Source organism: Paraburkholderia sediminicola, assembly GCF_902859805.1.
Lineage (GTDB): Bacteria > Pseudomonadota > Gammaproteobacteria > Burkholderiales > Burkholderiaceae > Paraburkholderia > Paraburkholderia sediminicola.
In genome coordinates this window covers 527,762-553,039 of record NZ_CADIKC010000004.1, presented here as the reverse complement: position 1 = coordinate 553,039, position 25,278 = coordinate 527,762, and the positions used below count along the sequence as shown (strand labels likewise).

Here is a 25,278-nt window from a genome sequence, read left to right as displayed (position 1 = left end):
GTCAGAAAGCCCGTGCCGGCCGCACGGGTTAGCTGTTAAAACCACCTCTTTGGGGAGTCGATGAGTTATGAAGGACATCTATTTAAAATTCGGCAATCCGGCGATCAAAGGCGAGTCCGCCGATAAAGATCATGCTGGCTGGATCGAAATCGATTCGTGGAGCCACTCGATTACGCAACCGCGTTCGGCAACCGCTTCGACGGCAGGCGGTCATACGTCCGAGCGTTGCGAGCACGCTGACATGCAGTTCACGAAAGATATCGACGTGGTCAGCCCGCTGATCTATCAACACGCATCGGGCGGCACGACGTTCGACGAAGTGACGATCGACTTCATGCGTTCGGACGGCGAAGGCAACCGCATCAAGTACCTGGAAGTGAAACTCAAGTACGTGATCATCTCGAGCGCCACGCCGAGCGTGGTGGGCGAAGGCCTGCCGAGCGAACAGTTCTCGCTGAAGTACGCTGCCGTGCAGTGGAAGTACACGCAGCAGAAGATCGGCGGCAACCAGGGCGGCAACGCGCAAGGCGCGTGGAGCCTGACGAAGAACGACAAGACGTACGCGGTCTGATGCCGGGGCGCACGCGGCGTGCGGCCTGAAAAGGCTGACGCCCGCCGCGCGCGCCTCGCATCGAGCCGGTTTTTCGGACGCTGATGAAACGCTTCGAACCCAGCTTTCTCGACAAGCTGTTCGACGACGAACCGCATCTGCCGGCTTCCCCGGCGATGCGGCAATTGTCGTTGGACGAGTTGAAGGCCACAGTTGCACGCGACGTCGAGGCAATCCTGAACACCCGGATTGCCCTGACTGAGCACGAACTGGCGGCGCTGCCTGAATGCCAGCGCTCGGTGCTTACGTACGGCCTGAACGACTTCGCGGGCCTGAGTCTCGCGAGCCACTACGACCGCACGTTTATCTGCAAATCGATTCAACAGGCCATCGCACGGCATGAGCCGCGCTTGCAGCAGGTGGCGGTCACGCTCGAATTGAACGAACAATCCACCAACGCGCTGAATTTTGCGATTCAGGCGCTGCTGGTTGTGCACCCGGCGGAAGAACCGGTGAGTTTTGATGCGATGCTGCAGCCTTCCACGCTGCAATATTCGGTGACGCGCGCACGCGCGAAGCTTTAGTACCTGCGTTTTGGTGTTTTGAGTACCGCTTTGTCGTCGCCGTTAACGCGCAACGGTAGCGACTGTTCAGGCGGCGATGGTTCAGGTTCGGGGATAGATCGATGGAAGAATTGCTGCCGTATTACGAGCGCGAATTATCATTTCTGCGGCGCTACTCGCGCGATTTCGCCGAGCGCTATCCGAAGATCGCAGCGCGCCTCGCGATGTCAGGCGAGCACTGCGAAGATCCGCACGTCGAGCGGATGATCGAATCGTTCGCGCTATTGGGCGCGCGTATCAACAAGAAGCTCGACGACGATTACCCCGAATTCACCGAAGCGCTGCTGGAAGTGCTGTATCCGCACTACTTGCGGCCGTTTCCGTCGTGCTCGATCGCCCAGTTGGGCACCTCGGCCGCGCTTAGCCATCTGACCGAACCGGTGCTGGTTGAGCGAGGCACCGAACTCAAGTCGCGCCCGATTCGCGGCGTGCAATGCCGTTTCCGGACCGCCTACGACGTGACGCTGGCGCCAATCCGGATCTCGGAGGCAAAGTACACATCGGTAGCCATGGCGCCGAGTGCGACCGTCCTGCCGGGCAACGCTACGGCGATCGTGTCGATCACGTTCGAATCGACGGCTGCGCAGCTCGATCTGTCCGCATTGAAAGTCGGCACGTTGCGCACGCACCTGCACGGCGAACAGTCGTTTATCGCGGCGCTGGCGGACTGCCTGTTCGTCAACGCGATGGCCACTTATGTCGAAGCCGACCGCCGCGGTGTGTGGACCCAACTGCGTGAATCGCCAGTGGTGCAAGCCGGTTTCGATGAAGACGATGCGCTGATCGACTATCCGGCCAAATCGCATCCGGCGTACCGGTTGCTGACCGAATACTTTGCTTTCCCCGAAAAATTCAACTTCACCGATTTCGATCTGGCGGCGATGACGCGCGCGAGCGGCCGCTGCCAGCGTCTGACGCTGCACATCGTACTCAAGGAAGTACGCAGCGATTCTCACGTCGCGCGCTTGCTGGATTCGTTGTCCGCGCATCATTTCCGGTTGTTCTGCACGCCGGTGGTGAACCTGTTCGAACAGCACGGCGAGCCGATCCGTATCAGTCATCAGGCGATTTCGTATCCGGTGATCGCCGAAGCGCGCCGGGCGTTCGCATATGAGGTCTATTCGATCGACTCGGTGAAACTCGTGCGGCAGCAGGCGCATGAAGAATCGGTGATCGAATTCCGGCCGTTCTATTCGCTGCATCACGGCGAAGCGGCGCGTGCAGGGCACTACTGGTTCGCTCGACGCAACGATTGGGTTGCGCAGAAAAGCCCCGGCTACGAGACTGAAATCTCGATCGTCGATATCGACTTTGAACCGGCCGCGCCGCAAACCGATACGCTGAGTCTCGATCTGACGTGCACCAATCGCGACCTGCCTGCCGGCCTCGCCGTGGGTCTCGAAGGCGGTGATCTGTTTCTGGAAGGCGGTTCGTTGACGGGCAGCATCACGATGTTGCGCAGGCCGACGCCTAGCGTGCGTTTCGAGCGCGGGCGCGCCTCGCACTGGCGGCTGATTTCGCATCTGGCGTTAAATCATGTGTCGCTCGCCAATAGCGGCCTGTCGGCGCTAAAGGAAATGCTGGTGCTTTACGATTTGCGGCGCACGGCAGTGTCGGCGCGGCATATCGACGGCCTGGTCGGCATCGAGCAGCGCGCAGCGGTGCAATGGCTGCCAGGCAAGCCGTTTGCAACCTTCGTGCGCGGCATCGAGATTCGTTTGACGATCGACGAGGAGCACTTTGTCGGCACGAGTCTCGCGTCGTTCGTGCGGGTGATCGACACGTTTTTCGGGCTGTACGTGCATCTGAACAGCTTTGTACAACTGGTCGTCGTGTCGAAGCGCACCGGCGAGGAGATTCTGCGATGCAAACCGCGCAGCGGCGAATCGATCCTGGCGTAGTCGAGCAACTTCTCGACGAACCGCACCGCTTCGAATTTTTTCAGGCGGTGCGGATTCTCGAGAAGTGGTTCGCGCAACAAACGCCGTCGAATCATGGACGTCCTGGCGAAATCGTCGCGCAGCGGATTGCCTTTCGCAATTCTCTGTCGATGTCGTTTCCGCCGAGCGAAATTCACAGCGCGCAGTCTTACGACGATGAAGGCACGGCGCTGAAAGAGAAGCCGCAGCGCACCGCCGCGCTCGAAGCAGGCTCGCTCAACAAGGTCGATATCACGCCGGCGTTTTTCGGTTTGCTCGGCGGGCAGGGCGCCTTGCCGCTGCATTACACCGAACAGATCATCGCGCGCGAGCAGATCAAGCGCGACCGGGCCGCACGCGAATTCTTCGACGTGTTTTCGAATCGCGCGACTGCGCTTTTCTACGCGGCGTGGAAGAAGTACAGGTTGCCGTTTCATTACGAACTGGATCGCGATGAACGCTATCTGCCGCTGTTGCTCGCGTTGGCAGGCGTCGCCGACGACGACACGCGCAACAGTCTGCAAAGCGGCGACGGCGCGCTATTCGACGAAGCGATTGCCGGTTACGCATTGGCCGCGCGGCACCGGCCGGTGTCAGCGGCCTATCTGCAACGTACGCTGTCCGAGTACTTCAAGGTGCGGGTGCGCGTCGAGCAGTTCGTCGGCAAATGGTACGACGTGCCGCGCGATCAACTGACCGTGCTCGGCGGTGTCAACGCGACGCTTGGCGCAACGGCGCTGGCGGGCGAGCGGGTCTGGCAACGCGACATGCGCGCGCGCCTCGTGATCGGGCCACTCGACAAGGCCGACTACGAAGCGTTTTTACCTGGCGCCGACCGCGCTGTGGCGCTCGAACGCATGCTGACATTGCTCGCCGGCGTGACCCTCGAATATGAGGTCTCGCTGGTACTGCGCCGCAAGGAGGTCGGACCCAGTACGCTGAGCGGCGGCGCACGCCTCGGCTGGGATGCGTTTCTGTGCACGAGAGAAGCCGACCGTGACCGTGCGGATGCCCGCTACGAATTGCATGTGATTCACTGACTACAACGATAGAACCTGGACCCGGATCGCACGACATGAGCACGTCCCTCAATACCCTGATCGCCAAACTGAATCCGACCTGCCGGCAAGCGGCTTTGCTCGCGGCGAACAACTGTCTCGCGCGCGGTCACTATGAGGTCGACCTCGAGCATCTGCTGCTCGCGCTGCTGGATGAACCGGCGAGCGACGTCACGCTGGCGCTGCGTGCGAGCCGGGTCGACGCGCATGCTTTGCGCGCCGATATCGAACGCGAATTGCAGCGCTTGAAGACGGGCAACACACGTACGCCGGTGTTTTCGAAGCACCTCATTGATTTGCTCGAACAGGCATGGCTGATCGCGTCGCTCGATTCGCAGATCGGACGGATTCGCTCGGGGCATTTGCTGCTCGCGTTGCTCACGGCGCCGGACCTCGCGCAGTTTGCTGAGCGCATGTCGCCGCTGCTGCGCGACGTGCGGGTGACGGATCTGAAGCACAAGTTCGACGAAATGACAGCGGGGTCGCGTGAAGTCGAACGGAGCAATGCGGCGGAGAACGCTGCAGAAGGCGTGAGTGACGTAGCTGCGCCCGACTCTGCTCCCGGTGCGCCTTCTAAAACCCCTGCGCTCGACACCTACACCAGCAATCTCACGCAGCGTGCGCGTGAAGGCAAGATCGATCCGGTGATCGGCCGCGAAGGCGAGATTCGCCAGACCATCGACATCCTGATGCGTCGCCGGCAGAACAATCCGATCATGACGGGCGAGGCGGGCGTTGGCAAAACGGCGGTGGTCGAAGGCCTCGCACTGCGTATCGCGGCCGACGACGTGCCTGCGCCGCTCAAAGGCGTCGCGTTGCATGTGCTCGATATGGGGTTGCTGCAAGCCGGTGCGAGCGTCAAAGGTGAGTTCGAGAACCGCCTGAAGAATGTGATCGACGAGGTGAAGAAGAGCCCACATCCGATCATTCTATTTATCGACGAAGCGCACACGATCATCGGCGCCGGCGGCCAGGCCGGGCAGAACGACGCAGCGAATCTGCTGAAACCGGCCCTGGCGCGCGGCGAATTGCGCACTATCGCGGCGACCACGTGGAGCGAATACAAGAAGTACTTCGAGAAAGATGCGGCACTGGCGCGTCGTTTCCAGGTCGTAAAGATCGAAGAACCGAGCGAGGTGCTCGCGGCGGCGATGCTGCGCGGCATGGCTGCGTTGATGGAAAAGCACTTCAACGTCCGCGTGCTGGACGATGCGATCACCGAAGCCGTGCGTCTGTCGCATCGCTACATCAGCGGCCGTCAACTGCCGGATAAGGCGATTAGCGTGCTCGACACCGCCTGTGCGAAAGTCGCGCTCGCGCATAGCTCGACACCTGCCGCGATCGACGACACGAAGAAACGGCTTGAACGCATCGACGCCGAAATCGCCGCGCTGGAACGCGAAGTGGCGAGCGGCGCGTTGCACGACGAGCGGCTTGCGGAATTGCGCAGCCTGCGTGAAGAAGACCTGAAAGATCTCGCTGAAGACGAAGCGCGCTACGACAAGGAACGCACACTGGTGACGGAGATCGTCGGCTTGCGCGCGGAAATCGACGCCGCACGCGTGAGCAGCGCGGACGCCGCGCAGGCCGACAAGGCGCAGCAGGCACGCGAAACACTGGCCACACGTGTTGCGCAATTACATGCATTGCAAGGCGGCCAGCCGATGGTTCCCTTGCAGGTCGACGGCCATGTGGTCGCTGAAATCGTCGCTTCGTGGACCGGCATTCCGCTCGGCCGCATGATCAAGGACGAAATCCAGACCGTGCTGAATCTGCAGCCATTGCTGGCCGCGCGCGTGATCGGTCAGGACCATGCGCTCGATGCGATCGCACAACGCGTGCGCACCGCCAGCGCGAGTCTCGAAGATCCGAACAAACCGCGTGGCGTGTTCATGTTCGTTGGACCGTCCGGTGTCGGCAAGACCGAAACCGCGCTGGCGCTCGCTGACGTGCTGTACGGTGGCGAACGCAAGATGGTCACGATCAACATGAGCGAGTATCAGGAGGCGCACAGCGTGTCCGGCCTGAAGGGCTCGCCCCCGGGCTACGTCGGTTACGGCGAGGGCGGTGTGCTGACCGAAGCGGTGCGTCGCAATCCATATTCGGTCGTGCTGCTCGACGAAGTGGAAAAGGCGCACCCTGACGTGCTGGAAATGTTCTTCCAGGTGTTCGACAAGGGCACGATGGACGACGCTGAAGGCCGCGAGATCGATTTCCGCAACACGCTGATCATTCTGACCTCGAATGTCGGCTCGCAGGCGGTGATGCAGGCCTGCCTGAACAAGAGCGCCGAAGAACTGCCAGATCCGGATGAACTCGCGGAGACGTTGCGCCCGCAACTGTACAAGACGTTCAAGCCGGCGTTCCTTGGCCGTATGAAGGTGGTGCCGTACTACCCGATTTCCGACGACGTGCTGGCCGAAATCATCGACTTGAAGCTGGAGCGGATTCGCCGCCGTATCGAGTCGAATCACAAGGCGGTGTTCGAGTGGGACGAGTCGCTCGTCGACGCAGTGCTCGCGCGCTGCACCGAGGTGGATTCCGGTGCGCGCAATGTCGACCACATTCTGAACGGCACGCTATTGCCTGAAGTCGCGCAGCAGGTGCTGGAGCGTATTGCCAATGGCACCGCGATCGAACGCATCGCAGTGCGTGCGAGCGAAGCGGGCGAGTTCGAATACACGGTTGCGTGAGCAGGCAAGTCCCCGCCTGTTTGCCAATCTGTTTTAATGCCGTACCGGAACCTTATTGCTTTCTGTCATGCCGACTAATCTGAACACGCTGCTGGCGCCGATCAGCGAAACCTCGCCTTGTGGCGACGACCTGCTGTTTTCGGCGGATTTCGACGCGATTCAGCACGCGCGCCGATTCGAAGACCCGTCGCTCGACCAGGGCGAATGGGTCACGGATATCAAGGAGGCCGACTGGCCATTCGTGGTTGAGCGCTCCAGCAGCCTGCTGCAGACGCAGACTAAAGACCTGCGCCTCGCTGTCTGGCTCACCGAGGCGTTGGCTATCGAAGAGGGCGTGACCGGTCTCACGCAAGGGTATGCGTTGCTGACGGGGCTGTGCGAAAAGTACTGGGATCACGTGCATCCGTTGCCCGAAGGCGACGACACCGAGTATCGCCTTGGCAACGTCGCGTGGCTCATGGGCCGCACAGGTGATCTGCTGCGGTCGATGCCGCTCACGTCGTCGCAGGGTAACTCGTACAGCACGATCGATTGGGACGTGGCCACGCATGTCGCGCAAGCGGTCAAGCGCGATCCGGATCATGCCGACGACATCGCGCGCGGCAAGCCTTCCATCGAGCAGATCGAAGCGTCGAAACGCGCCACGCCGCCGGCGTTCTATTCGACGCTGCTGGCCGATCTGAAAGCGTTTGAGGCGGCGATGCTCGCACTCGAACAGCAACTGGACCAGCGCGCGGCCGATTCAGCGCCGAGCTTCCGTCAGGCGAAAGACGCGTACGAAAGCGTCTACCGGTTGGCTGAACGCTTCGCACGCGAACTGGGCGTGAGCGCTGAAGCGTCGCCGCCGAAAGCGCCGAAGCCGGAAGAGCACGAACGCGCCGAGCCTACCTTCAAGACTTCACCGCAACGCGAGGAACCCGTGTTGACGACCATGCCGACGACGATCAGCCCGATTGCAGGAATCCAGAGCCGTGCGCAAGCCGTCGCGCAGTTGCGTGCTGTGGCCAAATTCTTTCGCAGCACCGAGCCGCATAACCCGGCTGCTTACCTCGCGGATAAGGCAGCGGAATGCGCGGACATGCCTTTGCATCAGTGGCTTTCCTCGGTGGTGAAGGACGATGGATCGCTCGCGCATATTCGCGAGTTGTTAGGCGTGAAGCCCGAAGAAAACAGCTAGAACTTCCCTTAGCGCAAGAAAAAAGCCTGGCATCGAAATCGGTGCCAGGCTTTTTTAATTCATGAGGTCAAGCAAGCAGCAACTCAGGACCCCGCACGAAACTCAATACGTCGGTTACGCGCCCGCCCATCGGTCGAATCGTTCGATGCGATCGGCTGATCGGGACCAACTCCTGTGGTCGTCATCTGCTCGGGCGGAATGCCGCGCGCGACCAGATAACCCTTCACCGCATCCGCACGCGCCTGGCTCAGCGCGATATTCGAGGTGCGATTGCCCGAGTTGTCGGTATGGCCGATGATCGCCACCGTCTTCGTTTGCATTTTCGACAACACGGCCGCCATCTGATCGAGAATCGCGCGGCCTTGCGGCGTAAGCGTCGCGCTGCCTGTCTCGAACTCGATCGTGCGATTCGCCAAGGTCTGGTCGAGCAGGCCCTGTTCCGATGCGCTTACGCGCAGGCCGTTCTTGATCGTGTAGGTTGGATTCAGCGCGTTCGCCATATCGCTTGCGAGCTGCTGGCGCTGCGATTCGTTGTGCACTTCGCCCTTCACGTCGATCTGCGTGCCGTCGATTTTCAACTGGCCTTTGCTGATCTGCTTCAACTGCGGGCCGATGAGCTTTTGCACGTTGGCGGACCAGTTCGGCGGCGTCGCGACGTCGGCGACTTCGATCTGATCGACCACGTTGGCTGCGCCGTAGGTGTCACGCAGACGTGCGAGCACAGCCGCTTTGGTCGCTTCATCCGGCACCTTTCCGCCCACCACCACCTGGCCCGGAGTTGCATTGGCAGGCGGAGGCGCCGCGCTGATCGCACCGGTGCCGCCGCCCGTGGTGCCGCTAGCGAGCCCGGCCGTGCTGACTGCAGGACCTGCAGTGCCCGGTTGCGCCGACGAAGGCGCGGGCAGGACCGTCGTGCGAATCGCCATGCCGCTGTTGTCGACCGGCGTGACGCGTGCCGGGCCGTCATTGTCGGCATGGGCGAGGGTGCTGATCAGAAGACCTGCCAGCAGCGAGGCAATGCGCGTGTGTTTGCTCAACATCGTGTCACGCTCCCGTGAATGCTTCGCGGAACGTGTCGATGCTGACACGCAACGACAGTTGCGGTTGGTCGAGGTAGCTGACGAGCTTGCTGATGCCATGGTCGTTTTGTGCGTGTTCGTCGATCCACTCGGGATCGTCGATATCGATGTTGTGTGCCGCGTACGCCTGCGGATCGACCACGCTGTGCAGCGTTTTGGCCGAGGCGCCGTTAAAGCCGATGATGAGCCGTTCGCGCTCGGCAATCGTGCCGATAAAAATCGCCAGTTCGAAATCGGCCTGCGAGACGAACGGTGCGATCAGTTCGAGCCAGAAAGCGGCGACGAGCGAGCGATAGAACGGATCGTTCGGCAGCGGCAGCGTGAGCCCGCGTTCGAGATGCGACGAGCCGCTTTGCATCACCGGACGCAGCAGCGAACCGAGCGCGAGCATCGCGCCGCGCAAGCGCACCGGATGGCCGCTCGCAAGCAGCATCTGTTCGAGTCCGGAGAGGGTCTGATGCTCGACGAAGTCGTTAAAGGTGCCGTCGTGCGGATTGCCTGGGCCGCCGCCGATTTCGATCGGCACTTGTGTTTCGCCGAGCGCATGCAACGCACCGGCCGGCTCGCTCACGCCGAGCAAGGGCTTCATCTGCGAAGCGATGCGCGACCACAGGCGCGCAAAGGCCAGCGGACTGTGCGCGAGGAACGTCAGCGGCTTTTCTACTTCCAGCGCGGTGGCGGCAAGAAACGGAAAGCGGCGCGACGATTGATCCTGGCTCGCCACCATATGCCCGGCAATCGCCAGCTTGCTGCGCGAACCGAGGAACGCGAAGTGCATCGGCTTGGCGTTTTCGTAGACGATCTTCCAGCGCGGATCGTCAGTGAGCAACTCCATGGCCTCGGCGATCCAGCGGTCGAGCGTGGCCAGCAATTGCGGGTTATGCGCGCTTTTGACGAAGTCGCCGCGCGACGGAATCTTGCCGAAGTAGGCGATTTGCGCCTGCACGGTTTGCGTCATTGCGCACCCCCTGTGTTCGAAACCGCGGCGGCGGCCGTGGCCGGCCGTGCCGCTGGTGAGGCCGGTGCGGCGCCCGCTGTTCCTGTTGGTCCCGCTGGCCCGGTCCCACCCGCGGCCGTGGCGTTGACTGAATTCGCCGCCGCGCTCACGTCCGCCACCGACGACGGCAGCCGCAAGCCACGCAGGCTTTGCTGCTGCGGTGCATCGCTGCTGGCGCTGCCCGAGGCCTGCGACGTGCTGATGATGCGCATGCTGACCGCCACCGTGACATTGCCTTGCGTCCACGACAGATCGAAAGTGCCGTCCGGACGGCGTTTGCGTTGCGCCGAGTTGATCAGCTTCTCCAGACCGTAGCGGCCCGGCTCGTTGACCAGTTGCAGCGTACGGCCGTCGAAGGTCGTGGCGTTCAGCGTGGCGCCCGGCGAGCCCGACGGATTCGGCCACACGAAGTTGGTCCACTGCGGCGGCGTATTGCGGTAACGCATCTGCTGGCCGTCGATCGCGAGCGTGTATTCCGTGGTGCCGCTGCTCGGCTGCGGCAGGATCTGGAATACGGTCTGCGGTTCGGCCGAGCTTTGGCCACCGGAGGTCGCCGCGCCGCCGGCAAGCGGCGCCACCCAGCGCGCGAAACCGCTGGTGAAATCAGGTGTCAGCGCGAGACCCATATCGCCCCAAGTGCGTGAGGTCAGCGTGTCGCCGCGGCGCACCGCGAGCGGCCCGAGCGTGGTGCCGACGAACTTGGCGATCGCGCCGTCCGGCCCGAACACCTGAGCGATTTCGCCGGCGCCGGCTTCGACCTTCGCATCGCCTGCAAACGGATACTTGTTCGCGAGCGAGCCCTGGAAGGTCTGGTAGACCTGCGCGTTCCACACCTTGTTGACTTCGACGCTGGCCGGCTGGATCACCACCGCATATGCCGCCATCAGCGGACGCACCAGCAGCGGGCGCAGCGCCTTGCGTTGCGAATCGGTGAGGCCCGTCAGCATCTGCTCGTCGACGTACTTCAGCGAATCGGCCAACTCAGACCCGCTGCCGTCGAGCGTCTGCTGCATCAGCTGACGCGCGCCCGGTCCCGGATCGCCCTGGTTCTTGATTACGTTGAAGCGCGTACGAACCTTCGAGAGCGTGTCCATGTAGCCCTTCAACATCGAGCCGTTGTCGCCGGAGACGACGATGCGACCCAATGCGGAGAACTCCTGGCCGATCGGGCCCATCGGCACTTCGACCGGATTGCCGTTGATGTCGATGTTGGCATTCAGCTGGCCGGTCGGCGCACGCGAGAACCAGTTCTTGAACCAGCTGGTCATGCCGGTTTGCGCGCGCTTCAGGTTCGCGTTGAAGAGCGAGGGGTTGTCCCACGAAGTCTGGTCATAGGCGGTTTCGAGCACCTTGCGGATCGGCGAATCCTGCGGGTCGCCGAGACGGTTCATTGCATCCACTGCCTGACCGAAGCTGCCGAAGCTCTGCACGGCAATGCCTTGCATGAACTTCTGCCAGTGCATCGCGTACTCCGTTTTGTACATCGCAACGAGTGCCTTCTGGATCTGCTCGGGGCTGCCTTCGAGCGTCAGGTCGTCGTGCGCGGAGGTGTTGAGCACCCAGTCCTTGGCCTGCAATTCCTTGGTAGCGGCGTCACGGATTGCCGGCTGCACGTACTGGAACCACGCTTCACGCGTGAAGGTGCCGGGAATCGCGTAGCTGCCGGCCACCAGCGCCGTATTGTTTTCGCCGACGATGCGCGCAATCGTCATCGGCGCGAAGCGGGTCGACGCACGCGCCTTGATTTCTTCGTAGACACGCTGACGGGCCGGCATGCCGCGCACCACGCGGCGCAGGTTTTCGCGGGTCTGGTCGACGAGGCCGAGGTTCTGGTCGATCATCGGCCAGTCGTTATCGGACACGCGCGACAGATAGAACGTGATCATGCGCTCGGCGCTGCGGATCATCTCGTCGCGGGGCATGTTGCCGCGATTCGTCTCGAGCCAGCCGCGCCAGAAGCGCGCGACCTGATCGGTCAGGTGAGCGGTTTCCACGTGACGCTTGTCGCTCAGCATCAAGTAAGTCTTGAGCGCGTTGTACGCGTCTTCGACATTGGTCGGCGACGCGTCGCTATACAGGCCACCCTGGCTGTTCGCCGCCATCGCCGTGTGTGCGGACACCGGAATCGCCGCGGCGTCCGGCGTGCGGTTCAACGGCGCGAGCTGATCGGGGTGCGCATTGACGTCCTTCAGGAACGATGCGAGATTCTGCGAGACCGGGTCAAGCAGGATCTGGCGCACGCCGTTGTAATACTCGGTGAGCAAGTGCTGCTCGAGGCGGTCGCCCTGATAGAGCCCGAGCGACACCGCCAGCGGCTTGTCGCGGCGGAACTGTTCGAGCTGGTCGATGCGGTCTTCCAGAATATCCATGGCCTGCAAGCGCGATTGCAGGTCGTTGCGGTTCTGCTGCAGGCGCACCACGTTGTCGAGGTCGGCCTTGACGTTGTCAGCGAGCTGCTGATTGCCGATCGTCGACCACGTCCAGCCGCCGAGCGCCAACGCGAGCACCGCGACGAAGCCGAAGAACGTCGCATAACGCATGCGCGTCTTGGCGGGGCTGGCGAATTGCTTGACGGTTTGCCGGTCGGCGAAGATCACCTTGGAGAACAGATCGCGCAGGAAGAAGCCGTTCTTCGAGAATGCGCTATGCGGCTTGGGCAGACTGTCGGCGGAAAGGCCAAAACGGTTGGCGATGCGCGTGGCGGCGGCGCTGTTGGTCTCGCCTTCCTGCAACGCGCTGGTGAAGTAGAAGCCGCGGAAAATCGGCTTGTGCTGGAATGGGTTCGTTTCGAACAGCGTGGCGAGGAACGCGCGCAATGCAGGCTTGATCGTCGAGAATTCGAGCGGGAAGCTCAACTGGCCCGGCGAGAGCTTGTTGCCGCGGTTGATCGACATCTGCGCAACGCTGATTTCTTTCAGGCCGTCGTAGAGCTCTTCAAAGTGCTCGTCAAAGAGGCCCACCACGTCGCGCTTTTCGTCCGGCTCGTAGGGCAGGGTGGCGCCCCACACGCGGTCGTATTCGTGGCGGTCGCTGCCACTGAAAAATTCGGTGAAACCCGTGATCAGGTCGGCCTTGGTGAACATCACGTACACCGGCGCGAACACTTCGAGCTTTTCGGTCAATTCCTGCACCCGTTGGCGCAGATTCTTCGCGAGATTGATTGCGAACTCGGGCTTGCTGCTGGTCAACTCGGCAATGCTCGCCGTGACGATGATGCCGTTGATCGGCGCCTTCGGCCGGAAGCGCTTGAGCAGGCCGAGGAAGCCGATCCATTCAGTGCGGTCTTCTTCATGCACGGAATAGCGGCCGGCGGTGTCGAGCAGAATGCCTTCGGTCGTAAAGAACCAGTCGCAATTGCGCGTGCCGCCGATGCCGTGAATCACGGCGTTGTTCTTGTCGGCGAAAGGAAATTGCAGACCGGAATTCAGCACGGCGCTGCTCTTGCCCGCGGCCGGGTTGCCGATGACGATGTACCAGGGCAATTCATACAGCGCCGAGCCGCCGGACATCTGACCGATCTTCGAGGTCTTGATGGTTTTCACCGCGTCGACGAGGCGCGTGCGCAGCACGTCGAGTTCGGCCTGACGCGCGGGTGTCGGGGCGGGGCCGGTTTCGGTCTGTTTTTCGGCTTGCTGCTCGAGCATTTCGCCGAGCTTGTTATTCGCGCGCCGCGCGCGCAGGCGGCGCACCACCCAGACCAGCAGCCATAGCGCGATTACTGCGCCGAGCACGATGGCAGGCCACATCAGGTCGATCTGCAAGGTATCGGCACCGATGAACAAAACAGCAGCGAGCGCGAGCAGGCCGATGATCGAGAGCGTGCGTGTATGGGTCAACACGTTAAGAATGCGTCGCATAAGCCGTTCAGGTCTTGGTGATGTGTGTTGTGGCGCGTGTGTGGCAAACAGCATGACGCGAGCGCGGGCAAAGTCTGCCTGCGCCGCGTTTGAAATAAATCGAAAGCATATTCAGGTGACGGTGAATGCGGCAGGATTGTTAAATCCGCCATGAGATTTCCCGCAGATGGCGATGGAGCGAATGCCGTTATGCATGCGGCATTGCCGATTTTTGCCAGAAAATTTGCTTGAACGCCCCATTGCCAACCTCTTTATTGCCCGCTTCGCCTTAATGACCACGCCCCAGGACGAAGCCGGGTTTGTGATATTCAACGTGCCCGAGATCCATCAATTTCCAACGGCCACCCCACGTCAGGCCGACCTGTTCGGCCGTCTGTCCGTATAACTGATAGCCTCGCATGGCCCAGGGATCTTTTTCTGAAATGACGAGCTTGCCGTCGCGCAAAAACGCATTGTCAGCGGCAAGACCGTATTGGTGATAGCTTTGAAACGCTGCGGCATTGGTGACGTTGCCCCCCATTTGCGCCAGGCGGTTTTGCCGCTCCGGACTGCGATAACCTTCCAGCAATGCCATTTCATACCCATACTGCTCGTGCATGATTTTGTAAACGAGCAATAAACGCGTTCTGAAATCGGCATCGAGCAAATTCCAGTCGCGGCTCGCGTCTTTCAGCGCGGGCCGAATCTGCTCCACTTCCTGTGTTGCAAATACCTCGGGCGGCAGCGGCGGCGGGGGCACGAGCTGTTCGCCATTCAATAATGCGGCAATTTTCTCATCCGGAACCCGTGCAGTGTCATCGAATTGGAATAATTGCCGGCCGCGTAAAGCCAATGCCACCAATGGCGGCGTCGCAAGAATACCTGTGGTGGTAAAAATCAGCAAGCGCCGCTTTGCCAGTAACTTTTGCATATCGACTGCAGTCGATTGCGAAATTTTTGCCGAACGCACTAATTGACCGCGAGCACGTGAAGCACCTTGAGATGCTCCGCGCATAACGCGGCCATGAATGGCGAGTGCGGCGCCTAATAAAGAGGCGCGTACCGCCGGCAATAGCAGCATTGCGGCGATCACAACGGCGAAGGCGAAATAGGCGAGAAGTACTACGGCAATCAAAGTCGACCCCGGAAATTGGAAACAATTGTATTTTGTAATGCTTGCTCTTAGAATCAGGCCTGCTCGGAGAGGAGCCGGAACGGTATTATCACGGCGAAATAATCCAGGATTCAATGAGACAGTGAATGAGTGCGCCGGAAAGTTCGAATTCCAAAGCCCCACCTAGCCTGTTATCCGATAAGGCTAAGGGCGCCGATGGCAATGGTTCGCGAATTCTCGCGAATCTGGAAGGCCGCGTCGAGCCGCCTACCGATAAACCACGCCGGTCCAAAGCGCCGCTGCTGCTGGTCGCCCTGCTGGTGATCGCGGCCGGCGGTTGGGGCGCATGGCATATGCAGCAGCGTGTGCAGACGGAGTCGTTGGCGTCAGCCACGCCCGCTAACGCTGCGAAAGCTGCCGTGCCGGCGTCCGCCGCGAGCGGCGCGCCGCAGGTCACTGCGAAAGCGGAGGCGCCGGCTGCGGCCTCGTCGCAAGCGGCCACGATTGTTGCTGACGACAGCGACAGCAAGGCGCCAGCGGCGTCCGCGAGTGCGCCTGCAAGTGGCGATGAAAGCCGCTTGTCGCGCGCGCTTGCCGATGGCGCTGAGCCGAGCACCGCATCTACACCGGTTGCGTCCGCAACGTCTGCGTCGGCGGTCACGGTGCCGGCGGCAAAGCACGGTAAGAGCTCGACGGCTGTCGCCAGCAATGCGAAGCACGACACGGCGGCGCACAGCAAGAAGGAGAGCGCGAGCGCAAGCAATCATCACGCGAGCGCGCCAACCGCCGTCGCTCAAACGAAGAAATCGCGCCCGGCCGGTAATGCTTCGAAAGATGATTCGGATGCCGATCTATTGGCCGCACTCGTGGCGCGCACCAAACCGGCTGACGCGAAAGCGGCAGACGGCAGCACCGCCACCAAGGTCAGCGCATCGGCGGCGCCTGGGAACGCCAAATTGGCCGAACGCGTGAAAGAGTGCGGGCAACGCGGCTTCTTTGAAGACCAGTTGTGCCGCTGGCGCGTGTGCGATGGCCATTGGGGTAAAGACCCGGCTTGTCCGGGGGCTGCGCCGCAGGCACGTCAGCCGTAAGTTTGGATAATGCGCCGTGCGTCCTGGTGGCTCGCGGCGCATGCGGTTCACGCGGTTCACATCCACTGCCGCAGCGTTTTGGGGATCTGCAGTTTGGCCGATAGCGGTGCGCGTCACTCCACGCGCATCCGTTCCACCAGAAAGTCGAGCAGCGCGCGTACACGGGCGGGCAGATGACCGCCCTGGCCAAGATAAAGCGCGTTGATTGGCTCGGTCTCGCCGGAATCGAATGCTTCGAGCAACACGGTGAGTCGGCCGGCAGCGACATCTTCACGCACCTGAAAGGCGGCAAGCCGCGCCAGACCCACGCCGGCCAGCACGAGCTGACGAAGCGTTTCACCATCGCCGACCTGCGCATTGCCTTCCACGGGTACTTCTATCCGCCGTTGCTCAGCGTCGAGCAATGGCCAGCCACTCGTCGCTCTTGCAAAGCCGAATCCCAGCCGGTTATGCGCGGCCAGATCAGCGGGCGTTTGTGGCGTACCGTTGCGCGCCAGATAGGCCGGTGCACCAACAATCACCATTTTCGCGTCGCCCAATTTGCGCGCCACCAGTTGCGAATCCTTCAGCGGACCGCTGCGCAGCGCGAGATCAGTGCGCTGTTCGAGCAGGTCGACCACCTGATCGGTCAGCACGATATCGAGCGTAATGTCGGGATGGGCAGCAAGAAATTCAGGCACGAGCGGCAGCAGATAGTGCCTTCCGAGCGGTACGTTCGCATGCACGCGCAGTCGGCCACGGGGGGCCGCGCCGGTGGCGGCACCGCGTTCGGTTTCGTCGAGTTCGGCGAGCACGCGCACGCCGCGTTCGTAAAATACGCAGCCTTCCGGTGTGAGTTGCAGATTGCGTGTCGAGCGGTTCACCAGCCGCGCGCCCAGCCGGGCTTCGAGGCGTGACACCAGTTTGCTGACTGCCGACGGCGTCATCCCCAGCGCGCGAGCCGCTGCCGAAAACCCGCCTAGTTCGACCGCGCGCACGAACACTTCGAGCTCGCCGGAACGGTTCACATCCAAACGTGCCATCGTGAGTCCAGTTCACAGGTGATATGCCATCAGGCAGTCTACCGAAAGCGCTGTTGTGCCGATATCTTTCAGTTGCCGAACGGCGTGGGCCGTCGCAACAAAAAGAGTGATCGGGAGCATGGCAATGAACGCAACAAGGAAGGTGGCGTTGGTGGTGGGCGCGCAGGGTGTGATCGGGCGCAATCTGGTTGATCATCTGGCCACGCTCGACGATTGGGAGGTGATCGGCCTCTCGCGCCGCGGCGGCGAGGCTCGGGAACGGGTGCAATACATCGCCGTCGATCTGCTCGATCCGGCCGACACCGAGTCGAAACTGCGCGCTTTGGATCACGCTTTGGATCACGCTTTGGATCACGCATTGGATCGCGTCACGCACGTGTTCTATGCCGCATATCAGGACCGTCCTACCTGGGCCGAACTGGTGCCGCCTAATCTGGCGATGCTGGTCAACGTGCTCGATGCCCTCGAACCGGTTGCTGCGGGCTTGCAGCATGTGAGCCTGATGCAGGGTTACAAGGTGTACGGTGGCCATCTAGGCCCGTTCAAGACGCCGGCGCGCGAGGACGATGCGCATTTCATGCCGCCTGAGTTCATGTTCGACCAGCAGACTTTCCTCGAGTCGCGCCAGCAGGGTAAGCCGTGGAGCTGGTCGGCGATCCGGCCTTCGGTGGTGGGCGGCTTTGCGTTGGGTAACCCGATGAATCTGGCGGTGGCGATCGCAGTGTATGCGTCGATATCGAAAGAGCTCGGCTTGCCTTTGCGCTTTCCCGGCAAGCCAGGTGCCTACGACAAACTGCTGGAAATGACCGATGCCGGTTTGCTTGCGCGCGCAACGGTTTGGGCTGCGACCGAGCCGCGCGCCGCGAATCAGGCGTTCAACATCAACAATGGCGACCTGTTCCGCTGGAACGACATGTGGCCGAAGATCGCCCGCTATTTCGAGCTCGACGTGGCGCCGCCGTTGCCTATGTCGCTCGACACGGTCATGGCTGACAAAGAATCATTGTGGAACGCGATGGCAGTCAGGCACGGCCTGCAAGCCGTTCCCTATCGGGATGTCTCGTCATGGCGTTTCGCGGATTTCGTTTTCTCCTGGGACTACGATATGTTCGGCGACGGATCAAAAGCGCGGCGTTTCGGGTTTCATGAATTTGTCGATACCGAGGCGATGTTTATCGGTATTTTCGATGATTTAAGGCGCAGAAAGCTGATTCCATGAATTACGCATTAAATCTGACGATTTTATTTCGTTAGGTTTACGTCTATCATGAGTCTCCTTATTCGAGCAGTATGACTGCATAAAATGGAGACAACCGTGAAGGGACTTTTCGTGGCGTTGACCTGCGTGGCAAGCGTGGTGGCCGTCTCGGCGCTCTCGGCATGTGGCGGGAACGATATCAATGCGCAGACGAATCCGCCCAGGGTGATTATCGACAGCGACTACAACACGTTGAGCGACGACGGCCAACTCGGTGTAATGGCTGCGCAATTGCAGGCGCAAGGTTCACTGAAAGTATTGGGTATTACGGTGGTCTCCGGCAATCAATGGCTGAAGCAGGGCGTAGCGGACGCATTGAAATCGGTTGAGCGTCTGGGCGTTGAAAATCAGATCGGTGTCTATGCGGGCGCCAATTATGCGCTGTCGCATGATTTCGCCACCATCCAGGCTGAGCAGAAACAATTCCCTGGCGGTGACGGCTATCTCGGCGCGTGGAATACGCCCGAGCCGAAATCGGATAGCGACCTCATTGCACCGCCGGACGGCTTCGCCACGCACACGAAAGTGCAGGGCAAGAGCGCAGTGGATTTCATCGTCGATTCGGTGAAGCAATATCCTGGCGAGGTCACGATTCTGGCGATCGGCCCGCTGACCAACATCGCACTCGCCACGCGTCAGCATCCTGAGATCGTTCCGCTGATCAAACAGATCATCTACATGGGCGGTGCGATCGACGTGCCTGGCAACACGACGCCCACAGCTGAATTTAACTGGTGGTTCGATCCGGAAGCGGCGAAGACAGTGTTGCGCCTGCCGATCAAACAGGTGGTGATTCCGCTCGACGTGACGGACACCGTGAAGATGGACAAAGCGCTGTACGACCGCGTTGCGCATGACCCGAGCAAACAGACCATCATCACGCAGCTATTCAAGACTTTGAACGGCTATGGTTTCGACGGTAAGAACGGTTTTGAAACGAATCCGAACTACACCACGAACATCTGGGACACGTTGACGCTGGCGTATCTGATGCATCCGTCGTTTGCGACGCAGACGGTGGACGAATGGGTGGATGTGGATATGAGCTTTGGCGCGAATGACGGCAAGTCGACCGGTTACACCAGTTCGCCGCCGGCGGGTTTGCAGAAGATGACGGTGGTGAAACGCTTCGACAATCCGACCTTTTTCAATTTCTACGTTGATCTGCTGACACGTCCGGTACCGGTGACGCTACCGAACTAACGCGTCCATGGTGTTGCGGGCCTGCATGAAACCCGCCTCAAGCGGGATGCAGGCCACGCAACAACTGACGCACTCGCGACAGGTCCTGATCGACGTGTTCGGTCTGCTCGAACAACTCCGCGAGCCAGTCGACGAAAGCTCTCACGCGAGGCGACACCCGGCGGTTTTTCACATACGCGACCGAGACCGGCATCGGCACGGGTTTCCATTGCGGCAGTACTTCGCGCAACAGTCCTGAATCGAGGTAGGGCTGTGCGGCGATTCGCGCGGGCTGGATCAGCCCCAGACCTTGCAATCCGCAGGTGAGATAAGCCTGCTCGTCGCTGACTTTAACGAAGCCTCTGACCTTGACGTTTTGCGCTTCGCCGTCCACTTCGAAGTCGAAGTCGACTTCGCGGCCGTTATGCGGCGACATGCAATTGACCGCGACGTGTCCGCGCAGATCGTCGAGGTCGACGGGCGTGCCATGTCGGGCCAGATAAGCCGGGCTCGCGCATGTCACGTGTTCGAGGGTGCCCAATTGCCGCGCGATCAGATTCGAGTCGGGCAATTCGCCTAGCTGGATACTGCAGTCGATGGCTTCCGAGATCAGGTCGACCGTGCGGTTGCTGATGCCGATGGCGAGATCGAGATTCGGGTAGCGGTTGTGGAAGTCCTCCAGTGCGGGCAGGACGATGGTGCTTGCTACCGCGCCGGGCATTTCTATGCGCAGGCGGCCGGTCAGGTTATCCGTTGCGTGACGGAGGCTCGCTTCCATTTCGTCGATGTCGGCGAGGATTTGCGCGCAGCGCTCGTAGTAGGCTGCGCCTTCCGGGGTGATGCTTAGGCGCCGCGTCGTGCGGGTTAGGAGAGGGGTGCCTAGCAGTGCTTCCAGGTTCTGGACAATGGTTGTCGCGGTCGCGCGGGGGATGTTGAGGGATTCCGCTGCGCGGGTGAAGCTGTTGGTGTCCACGATTCGGATGAATGTCCGCATTGCAGTTATTCTGTCAATCACGATTCAAACTCCTGTTAGTGAGAGAGGGTAGTTTTTTTGCCTTTTGCGGCGGCATTGTCCGTGTTCTTATGGCTTTGGCCTTTCCTTGATTTGTTAGTGGTCTATTAGCGTTGCCCCTGTGCGGGGCGGCACCTACTTTTCTTTGCCGGCTGCAAAGAAAAGTAGGCAAAAGAAAGCAGCTCAAACCGCTAATGCTAAGTGGGGCCCGTGGCCTGCCACGGGTAGTGGTGCATCTGGAATCTGGGTTCGTGCACCTACATACGCCAGTGACAAAGGCGTCATACTTCCAGCGGCGCTGCGCGCGCTGAAGCGTTATTCTTAAAACCGCTCGCTACGTTGGTGCTCTCGCGGTCGAGCCTTTGGGTTTGGGCTCTCGTGTTTTTTCGGCACCATGACTCGTTATTGCATCGCCACCGCCACCGCGAGCGATCGATCGATATTTATTTGAAGTGGGGTTCGCCCATAAGTGCGCCGGCGCATCGCCGAGGCGAAGCCGACGGCCCGCGCTGCGCAAAAGCGAAGCCGCTGGTTTCCCACGCAGCCCCGTCCGCGACGCACGCAGTGCGGAGTGGGAGCGGATGAATCCTTTGTCACTAGCGCGGAATGTGCGAGAGCACGGATTCCAGTCGCACCACTACCTGCAGCAGACCATGGTGCCCACTTAGCAGGAGTGGTTTGAGCCGCTTTCTTTTGCCTACTTTTCTTTGCGGCAAGCAAAGAAAAGTAGGTGCCGCCCCGCACAGGGGCAACGCTAATAGACCACTACCAAATCAAGGAAAGGCCAAAGCCCCAGGAACACGGCCAAAGCCACCGCAAAAGGAAAAAACAAAAAGCAAAATCACTTCCGTAAGGAATCCAGATCAACAACAAACCGATACTTAACATCACTCTTAAGCATCCGTTCAAACGCGTCATTAATCCCCTGCATAGGAATCACCTCAATATCCGAAGTAATCCCATGTTCGCCGCAAAAATCGAGCATTTCCTGCGTCTCAGCAATCCCACCAATCAACGACCCAGCCAGCCGGCGGCGCTGAAAGATCAGATTGAACACTTGCGGCGACGGATGGTCATGCTCCGGCGCTCCAACCAGTGTCATCGTCCCATCACGCTTGAGCAGATTCAAAAACGGATTCAAATCATGCTGCGCGGCCACCGTATTCAGAATGAAATCGAAGCTATTGGCATGCGCGCCCATCTCTTCAGCATTCTTCGAGATGACAACTTCATGCGCACCCAGCCGCTTGGCATCTTCAATCTTCGACGGCGACGTCGTAAACAAGACGACATGCGCGCCCATCGCACGGGCCAATTTCACGCCCATGTGACCCAGGCCGCCCAGGCCGACAATCCCGACCTTCTTGCCAGGACCGGCACCCCACGTGCGCAGCGGCGAATATGTCGTGATACCGGCGCACAGCAACGGCGCCACACCCGCCGGGTCGAGATTCTCCGGCACGCGCAGCGTGAATGCCTCATCCACCACCAGTTGCGTGGAATAACCGCCGTAAGTGATCTGGCCGTCAACCCGGTCCACACCGTTGTACGTGCCGACAAAACCGTTTTCGCAATACTGCTCGAGACCTTCCTCGCAGCTCGCACACGTACGGCACGAATCGACCAGACATCCCACGCCCACCAGATCGCCTGCCTTGTACTTCGTCACGTCCGGGCCAACCGCCGTCACACGACCGACAATTTCATGGCCCGGCACCACCGGAAAAACCGTGTTCTTCCATTCGTTGCGTGCCTGGTGCAAGTCGGAATGGCACACACCGCAAAACAGGACTTCCATCTGCACGTCATGGGCGCGCAGTTCGCGGCGCTGGATTTCGAACGGAGCGAGCGGCGCGGTCGCGTCGGTCGCTGCATAGGCGTAAGTCGTGCTCATGGGTAACTCCAGCAAAGAGGGTGATGTCGCAAGGCGCCGGCGATGAGCGACACGCGTCGCCGATGCGGCCAAACCTTGTCATGAACCGGGATCAGGGCGCAGGCGGTGGTCGACGTATTCACCGAAACGGTGAACGGGTAACCGAGCCCGGCGCAGCGTGGAAATAGATGATCCGGCAGGGTTTCCATAGTAGGGGCCGGGAGCGAACCGGGGAATACCTGAATGTCTTGAAGATTTGCCTAAAACTCCTGGCGATGAGCGCAGTAGGTCGTTTGGTGCTAAATTTCAAGCATTATTCTCTTGCGCGTCACTATACCGTCATGTCAACCCGTTCCGTTGAACCCGCTTCGGTCACTCATGATCCGGCCGAGCAGGCCCCCGCCGTTGGCTCCCCGGGCGATCCCACCCAGCAGCGTCTGGTCGATTTGTTCGATCTGCTCGCGCCCAAACCGGGCGTGACGCGTTCGAGCTTCGATGGCGTCAACCTGTTGCGCGCCAATAGTCCGATGCCGCGTATGCCCGTGATGTACGAGCCGAGCATCGTGATCGTCTGTCAGGGCCGCAAGCGCGGCTTTCTCGGCGATCAGGTGTTCCAGTACGACGCACAGCAATATCTGGTGCTGTCGGTGCCGCTGCCGTTCGAATGCGAAACCGAGGCGAGTCCGGAAGAGCCGTTCCTCGCGATCTCGGTGCGTGTCGATCTGACCATGGTGGCCGAATTGCTGATGGCGTTGAACGAAACTCAGGGCGCGACGCAGAACGAGCCGCTGGGCATTTACTCGACGCCGCTCGACCCGGCCCTCTCCAATGCCGTACAGCGTTTGATGGACGCGTTGGCCTCACCGCTCGATGCGCGTATTCTGGTGCCAGGCGTGGTCCGCGAAATCTGCTATCGCGTGTTGACGGGCGAGCAGGGCGATGCGATTCGCGCGGCGCTCACGCATCAGAACCATTTCGGCCGTATCGCCAAGGCTTTACGGCGTATCCACGCCGACTACCAGGGGCAACTCGACGTCGACACGCTCGCCTCTGAAGCCGGCATGAGCCTCGCCGTCTTTCATGCGCAATTCAAGGCCGTGACGGCAACCTCGCCGATGCAATACGTGAAGACCACGCGTTTGCATCACGCGCGTTTGCTGATGGCGCACGATGGTCTGAATGCAGGTGCGGCCGCGGCACGCGTCGGTTACGAAAGTGCGTCGCAATTCAGCCGCGAGTTCAAGCGTCTGTTCGGCCTGAGCCCGGTTGATGAAGTCAAGCGTATGCGCACCGTGTACGATGCACCACCGCCGCCGCGCGTGGTTAAACCGGTCCCGCGTTATGTGACCGCGGTATAGGCGCGCCCCAGGGAAGCGTTATAGCCCGCTAAACCAGTTGTACCCCTGGTCTTCCCAATAGCCGCCAGGGTTCGTGTTGGTCACGAAAATCGCCGCGATGTGTTTCGGATTCTTGAAGCCCAGTTTGGTCGGTACGCGCAGCTTTAGCGGGTAGCCGTATTTGGCCGGCAGCGGCGCATCGCGGAAGTCGAGCGTGAGCTGGGTTTGCGGATGCAAGGCCGTCGCCATGTCGAGGCTCGAGTAATAACGGTCAGCACATTTGAAGCCGACATAGCGTGCGCTCAGATCTGCGCCGATGCGCTCGAGGAACGTGCGAAACGGCACGCCTCGCCATTGCCCGATCGCGCTCCATCCTTCGATGCAGATATGCCGCGTAATCTGCGAGGCCTGGGGCAACGCGCGCAGTTGATCGAGATTCCACGTGCGCTTGTCCGACACCAGACCCGACACTTCCAGTTGATACGTCGAGCCATCGATATCCGGCGCATCGAACTCCGGATAGAACGCGTTGAAGGGGAACGGGTCGGTGATCTCTTTCGCCGAGTAGGTCGGCGCGAGCTTGTTGCGATCGAACAGCCACCCCTGCACGCGATCGTTCCAGCGCGACATGGCCCACAGCACCTTGTCGACCGAATCGCCGTCCTGCATGTTGCAACCCGAGAGCATCGCCAGCGCGCCGATCGAAAGCGACGAGCGCAGGAACAGGCGCCGTTGTAATTGTTCGATTTGCGGTTTGTGGTCGGCGAGGACAATACGCGTGCAGCGCGAGTCTTTGCGTTCTGCGTCGCTCATGCCTCGCTCCTTTCATGCGTGGACAGCTTGGCGCGGCCGGTCAACATCGGCGGCAACGTGCGCGGCACCAATAGCACCAGCGCCAGATGCACGACAACAAAACCCACCACGCCCGCCATCGCGACAAAATGCACGCGACGCGCGAAATCGAAACCGCCGAACACCGCGGTAAGCCACGAGAATTGCACCGGCTTCCAGATCGAAAGTCCCGACGCGACCAGCAGCACGCCAAGTAACAATACGAAGAGATAGAGCGCGCGCTGCACTGCGTTGTATTTGCCCGCATTGTGCGGTAGTTTGAAGCGCATCGCTAATGCGGCATCGTGTACGACGTCGCGCGGATAGACAGGCAATAGCTTGCGGCGAAAATGCCCACGGCCGATGCCATACGCCAGATACAGCAGGCCGTTCGCGCACAGCAGCCACATGGCCGCAAAATGCCATGCAATCGAGCCGCCGAGCCAGCCGCCTACGGTCGCCCACACCGGAAATTTGAACGGAAAGAAGGGCGACGCGTTATAGATCGCCCAGCCGCTCATCACCATGCAGACCATGGCAAACGCGTTGATCCAGTGCGTGATTCGTACGACGAGGGGGTGGACGATGAAGCGCGCTTGCGGTTCGGGCATGGTCAGCGGTGATGA

19 protein-coding genes are annotated in these 25,278 nt (G+C 60.8%); 10 read left to right on the top strand and 9 right to left on the bottom strand.

The window, feature by feature from the left end:
• The first annotated feature begins 67 nt into the window (after positions 1 to 67).
• The 6 genes from R8871_RS18480 (at position 68) to tssA (ending at position 8,020) form a co-directional block, all read left to right on the top strand.
• Positions 68 to 571, top strand: coding sequence for an Hcp family type VI secretion system effector (locus R8871_RS18480; RefSeq protein ID WP_074287739.1), 504 nt, complete (start codon positions 68 to 70; stop codon positions 569 to 571).
• An 83-nt stretch (positions 572 to 654) separates the two neighbouring features.
• Entirely contained in the window at positions 655 to 1,134 is a 480-nt protein-coding gene (gene tssE, locus R8871_RS18475) for a type VI secretion system baseplate subunit TssE (protein WP_054036473.1), read from the top strand.
• A 101-nt stretch (positions 1,135 to 1,235) separates the two neighbouring features.
• Positions 1,236 to 3,074: a type VI secretion system baseplate subunit TssF gene (gene tssF, locus R8871_RS18470; RefSeq protein WP_175051728.1), complete on the top strand. Its 1,839-nt coding sequence runs from the start codon at positions 1,236 to 1,238 to the stop codon at positions 3,072 to 3,074.
• Positions 3,038 to 4,132 (top strand): type VI secretion system baseplate subunit TssG, encoded by a 1,095-nt coding sequence (gene tssG, locus R8871_RS18465; RefSeq protein ID WP_175051727.1) that lies wholly within the window; start codon positions 3,038 to 3,040, stop codon positions 4,130 to 4,132. The genes tssF and tssG overlap by 37 nt, the downstream gene beginning before the upstream one ends.
• Positions 4,133 to 4,167: 35 nt before the next feature.
• Positions 4,168 to 6,843, top strand: coding sequence for a type VI secretion system ATPase TssH (tssH, locus tag R8871_RS18460; RefSeq protein ID WP_175051726.1), 2,676 nt, complete (start codon positions 4,168 to 4,170; stop codon positions 6,841 to 6,843).
• Between the two features lie 67 nt (positions 6,844 to 6,910).
• On the top strand, positions 6,911 to 8,020 hold the full coding sequence (gene tssA, locus R8871_RS18455; RefSeq protein WP_175051725.1) for a type VI secretion system protein TssA: 1,110 nt from the start codon (positions 6,911 to 6,913) through the stop codon (positions 8,018 to 8,020).
• An 83-nt stretch (positions 8,021 to 8,103) separates the two neighbouring features.
• On the opposite strand, the gene R8871_RS18450 is transcribed toward tssA, so the two are convergent.
• The 4 genes from R8871_RS18450 to R8871_RS18435 form a co-directional block, all read right to left on the bottom strand.
• Positions 8,104 to 9,060, bottom strand: a complete 957-nt coding sequence (locus R8871_RS18450) for an OmpA family protein (RefSeq protein WP_175051724.1) — start codon at positions 9,058 to 9,060, stop codon at positions 8,104 to 8,106.
• Positions 9,061 to 9,064: 4 nt separating this feature from the next.
• Entirely contained in the window at positions 9,065 to 10,057 is a 993-nt protein-coding gene (gene tagF, locus R8871_RS18445) for a type VI secretion system-associated protein TagF (RefSeq protein ID WP_054036464.1), read from the bottom strand.
• Positions 10,054 to 13,953, bottom strand: a complete 3,900-nt coding sequence (gene tssM / locus R8871_RS18440; RefSeq protein ID WP_175051723.1) for a type VI secretion system membrane subunit TssM — start codon at positions 13,951 to 13,953, stop codon at positions 10,054 to 10,056. Before tssM ends, tagF begins: the two co-directional genes overlap by 4 nt.
• A gap of 268 nt (positions 13,954 to 14,221) precedes the next feature.
• Positions 14,222 to 15,067, bottom strand: coding sequence for a M15 family metallopeptidase (locus R8871_RS18435; RefSeq protein ID WP_054036462.1), 846 nt, complete (start codon positions 15,065 to 15,067; stop codon positions 14,222 to 14,224).
• A 125-nt stretch (positions 15,068 to 15,192) separates the two neighbouring features.
• Between R8871_RS18435 and R8871_RS18430 the strand changes: the two genes are divergently transcribed.
• On the top strand, positions 15,193 to 16,137 hold the full coding sequence (locus R8871_RS18430; RefSeq protein WP_175051722.1) for a hypothetical protein: 945 nt from the start codon (positions 15,193 to 15,195) through the stop codon (positions 16,135 to 16,137).
• Between the two features lie 113 nt (positions 16,138 to 16,250).
• Here R8871_RS18430 and R8871_RS18425 read toward each other — a convergent pair whose 3' ends face one another.
• Positions 16,251 to 17,159, bottom strand: coding sequence for a LysR family transcriptional regulator (locus R8871_RS18425; protein WP_175051721.1), 909 nt, complete (start codon positions 17,157 to 17,159; stop codon positions 16,251 to 16,253).
• A 124-nt stretch (positions 17,160 to 17,283) separates the two neighbouring features.
• Here R8871_RS18425 and R8871_RS18420 point away from each other — a divergent pair, with 124 nt between their 5' ends.
• Together R8871_RS18420 and R8871_RS18415 are read left to right on the top strand one after the other, a co-directional pair.
• Positions 17,284 to 18,378 carry an SDR family oxidoreductase gene (locus R8871_RS18420; protein WP_175051720.1) on the top strand — a complete coding sequence of 365 codons (1,095 nt, stop codon included), beginning with the start codon at positions 17,284 to 17,286 and terminating at the stop codon, positions 18,376 to 18,378.
• Between the two features lie 96 nt (positions 18,379 to 18,474).
• Positions 18,475 to 19,620, top strand: coding sequence for a nucleoside hydrolase (locus R8871_RS18415; protein WP_175051719.1), 1,146 nt, complete (start codon positions 18,475 to 18,477; stop codon positions 19,618 to 19,620).
• Positions 19,621 to 19,657: 37 nt separating this feature from the next.
• Here the strand turns inward: R8871_RS18415 and R8871_RS18410 are convergent, their stop codons facing one another.
• Positions 19,658 to 20,614 carry a LysR family transcriptional regulator gene (locus R8871_RS18410; protein WP_175051718.1) on the bottom strand — a complete coding sequence of 319 codons (957 nt, stop codon included), beginning with the start codon at positions 20,612 to 20,614 and terminating at the stop codon, positions 19,658 to 19,660.
• 838 nt (positions 20,615 to 21,452) lie between these two features.
• Positions 21,453 to 22,505 carry an NAD(P)-dependent alcohol dehydrogenase gene (locus R8871_RS18405; protein WP_175051717.1) on the bottom strand — a complete coding sequence of 351 codons (1,053 nt, stop codon included), beginning with the start codon at positions 22,503 to 22,505 and terminating at the stop codon, positions 21,453 to 21,455.
• Positions 22,506 to 22,825: 320 nt separating this feature from the next.
• On the opposite strand from R8871_RS18405, the gene R8871_RS18400 reads away from it, so the two are divergent.
• A complete protein-coding gene (locus R8871_RS18400; protein WP_175051716.1) occupies positions 22,826 to 23,842 on the top strand; it encodes an AraC family transcriptional regulator in 1,017 nt (338 codons plus the stop codon).
• Between the two features lie 18 nt (positions 23,843 to 23,860).
• Here the strand turns inward: R8871_RS18400 and R8871_RS18395 are convergent, their stop codons facing one another.
• Positions 23,861 to 24,634, bottom strand: a complete 774-nt coding sequence (locus R8871_RS18395; protein WP_175051715.1) for a molybdopterin-dependent oxidoreductase — start codon at positions 24,632 to 24,634, stop codon at positions 23,861 to 23,863.
• The gene (locus R8871_RS18390; protein ID WP_175051714.1) at positions 24,631 to 25,263 is read right to left on the bottom strand and encodes a cytochrome b/b6 domain-containing protein; all 633 of its coding nucleotides are present in this window, start codon (positions 25,261 to 25,263) and stop codon (positions 24,631 to 24,633) included. The genes R8871_RS18395 and R8871_RS18390 overlap by 4 nt, the downstream gene beginning before the upstream one ends.
• Between the last annotated feature and the right edge of the window lie 15 nt (positions 25,264 to 25,278).

Coding starts and splice junctions, on each gene's coding strand:
- tssH (WP_175051726.1), top strand. CDS start 4,168: ATGAGCACGTCCCTCAATACCCTGATCGCCAAACTGAATCCGACCTGC.
- R8871_RS18450 (WP_175051724.1), bottom strand. CDS start 9,060: ATGTTGAGCAAACACACGCGCATTGCCTCGCTGCTGGCAGGTCTTCTG.
- R8871_RS18400 (WP_175051716.1), top strand. CDS start 22,826: ATGTCAACCCGTTCCGTTGAACCCGCTTCGGTCACTCATGATCCGGCC.
- R8871_RS18390 (WP_175051714.1), bottom strand. CDS start 25,263: ATGCCCGAACCGCAAGCGCGCTTCATCGTCCACCCCCTCGTCGTACGA.
- tssG (WP_175051727.1), top strand. CDS start 3,038: ATGCAAACCGCGCAGCGGCGAATCGATCCTGGCGTAGTCGAGCAACTT.
- R8871_RS18405 (WP_175051717.1), bottom strand. CDS start 22,505: ATGAGCACGACTTACGCCTATGCAGCGACCGACGCGACCGCGCCGCTC.
- R8871_RS18420 (WP_175051720.1), top strand. CDS start 17,284: ATGAACGCAACAAGGAAGGTGGCGTTGGTGGTGGGCGCGCAGGGTGTG.
- R8871_RS18430 (WP_175051722.1), top strand. CDS start 15,193: ATGAGTGCGCCGGAAAGTTCGAATTCCAAAGCCCCACCTAGCCTGTTA.
- tssF (WP_175051728.1), top strand. CDS start 1,236: ATGGAAGAATTGCTGCCGTATTACGAGCGCGAATTATCATTTCTGCGG.
- tssM (WP_175051723.1), bottom strand. CDS start 13,953: ATGCGACGCATTCTTAACGTGTTGACCCATACACGCACGCTCTCGATC.
- tssA (WP_175051725.1), top strand. CDS start 6,911: ATGCCGACTAATCTGAACACGCTGCTGGCGCCGATCAGCGAAACCTCG.
- R8871_RS18480 (WP_074287739.1), top strand. CDS start 68: ATGAAGGACATCTATTTAAAATTCGGCAATCCGGCGATCAAAGGCGAG.
- tssE (WP_054036473.1), top strand. CDS start 655: ATGAAACGCTTCGAACCCAGCTTTCTCGACAAGCTGTTCGACGACGAA.
- R8871_RS18425 (WP_175051721.1), bottom strand. CDS start 17,159: ATGGCACGTTTGGATGTGAACCGTTCCGGCGAGCTCGAAGTGTTCGTG.
- R8871_RS18395 (WP_175051715.1), bottom strand. CDS start 24,634: ATGAGCGACGCAGAACGCAAAGACTCGCGCTGCACGCGTATTGTCCTC.
- tagF (WP_054036464.1), bottom strand. CDS start 10,057: ATGACGCAAACCGTGCAGGCGCAAATCGCCTACTTCGGCAAGATTCCG.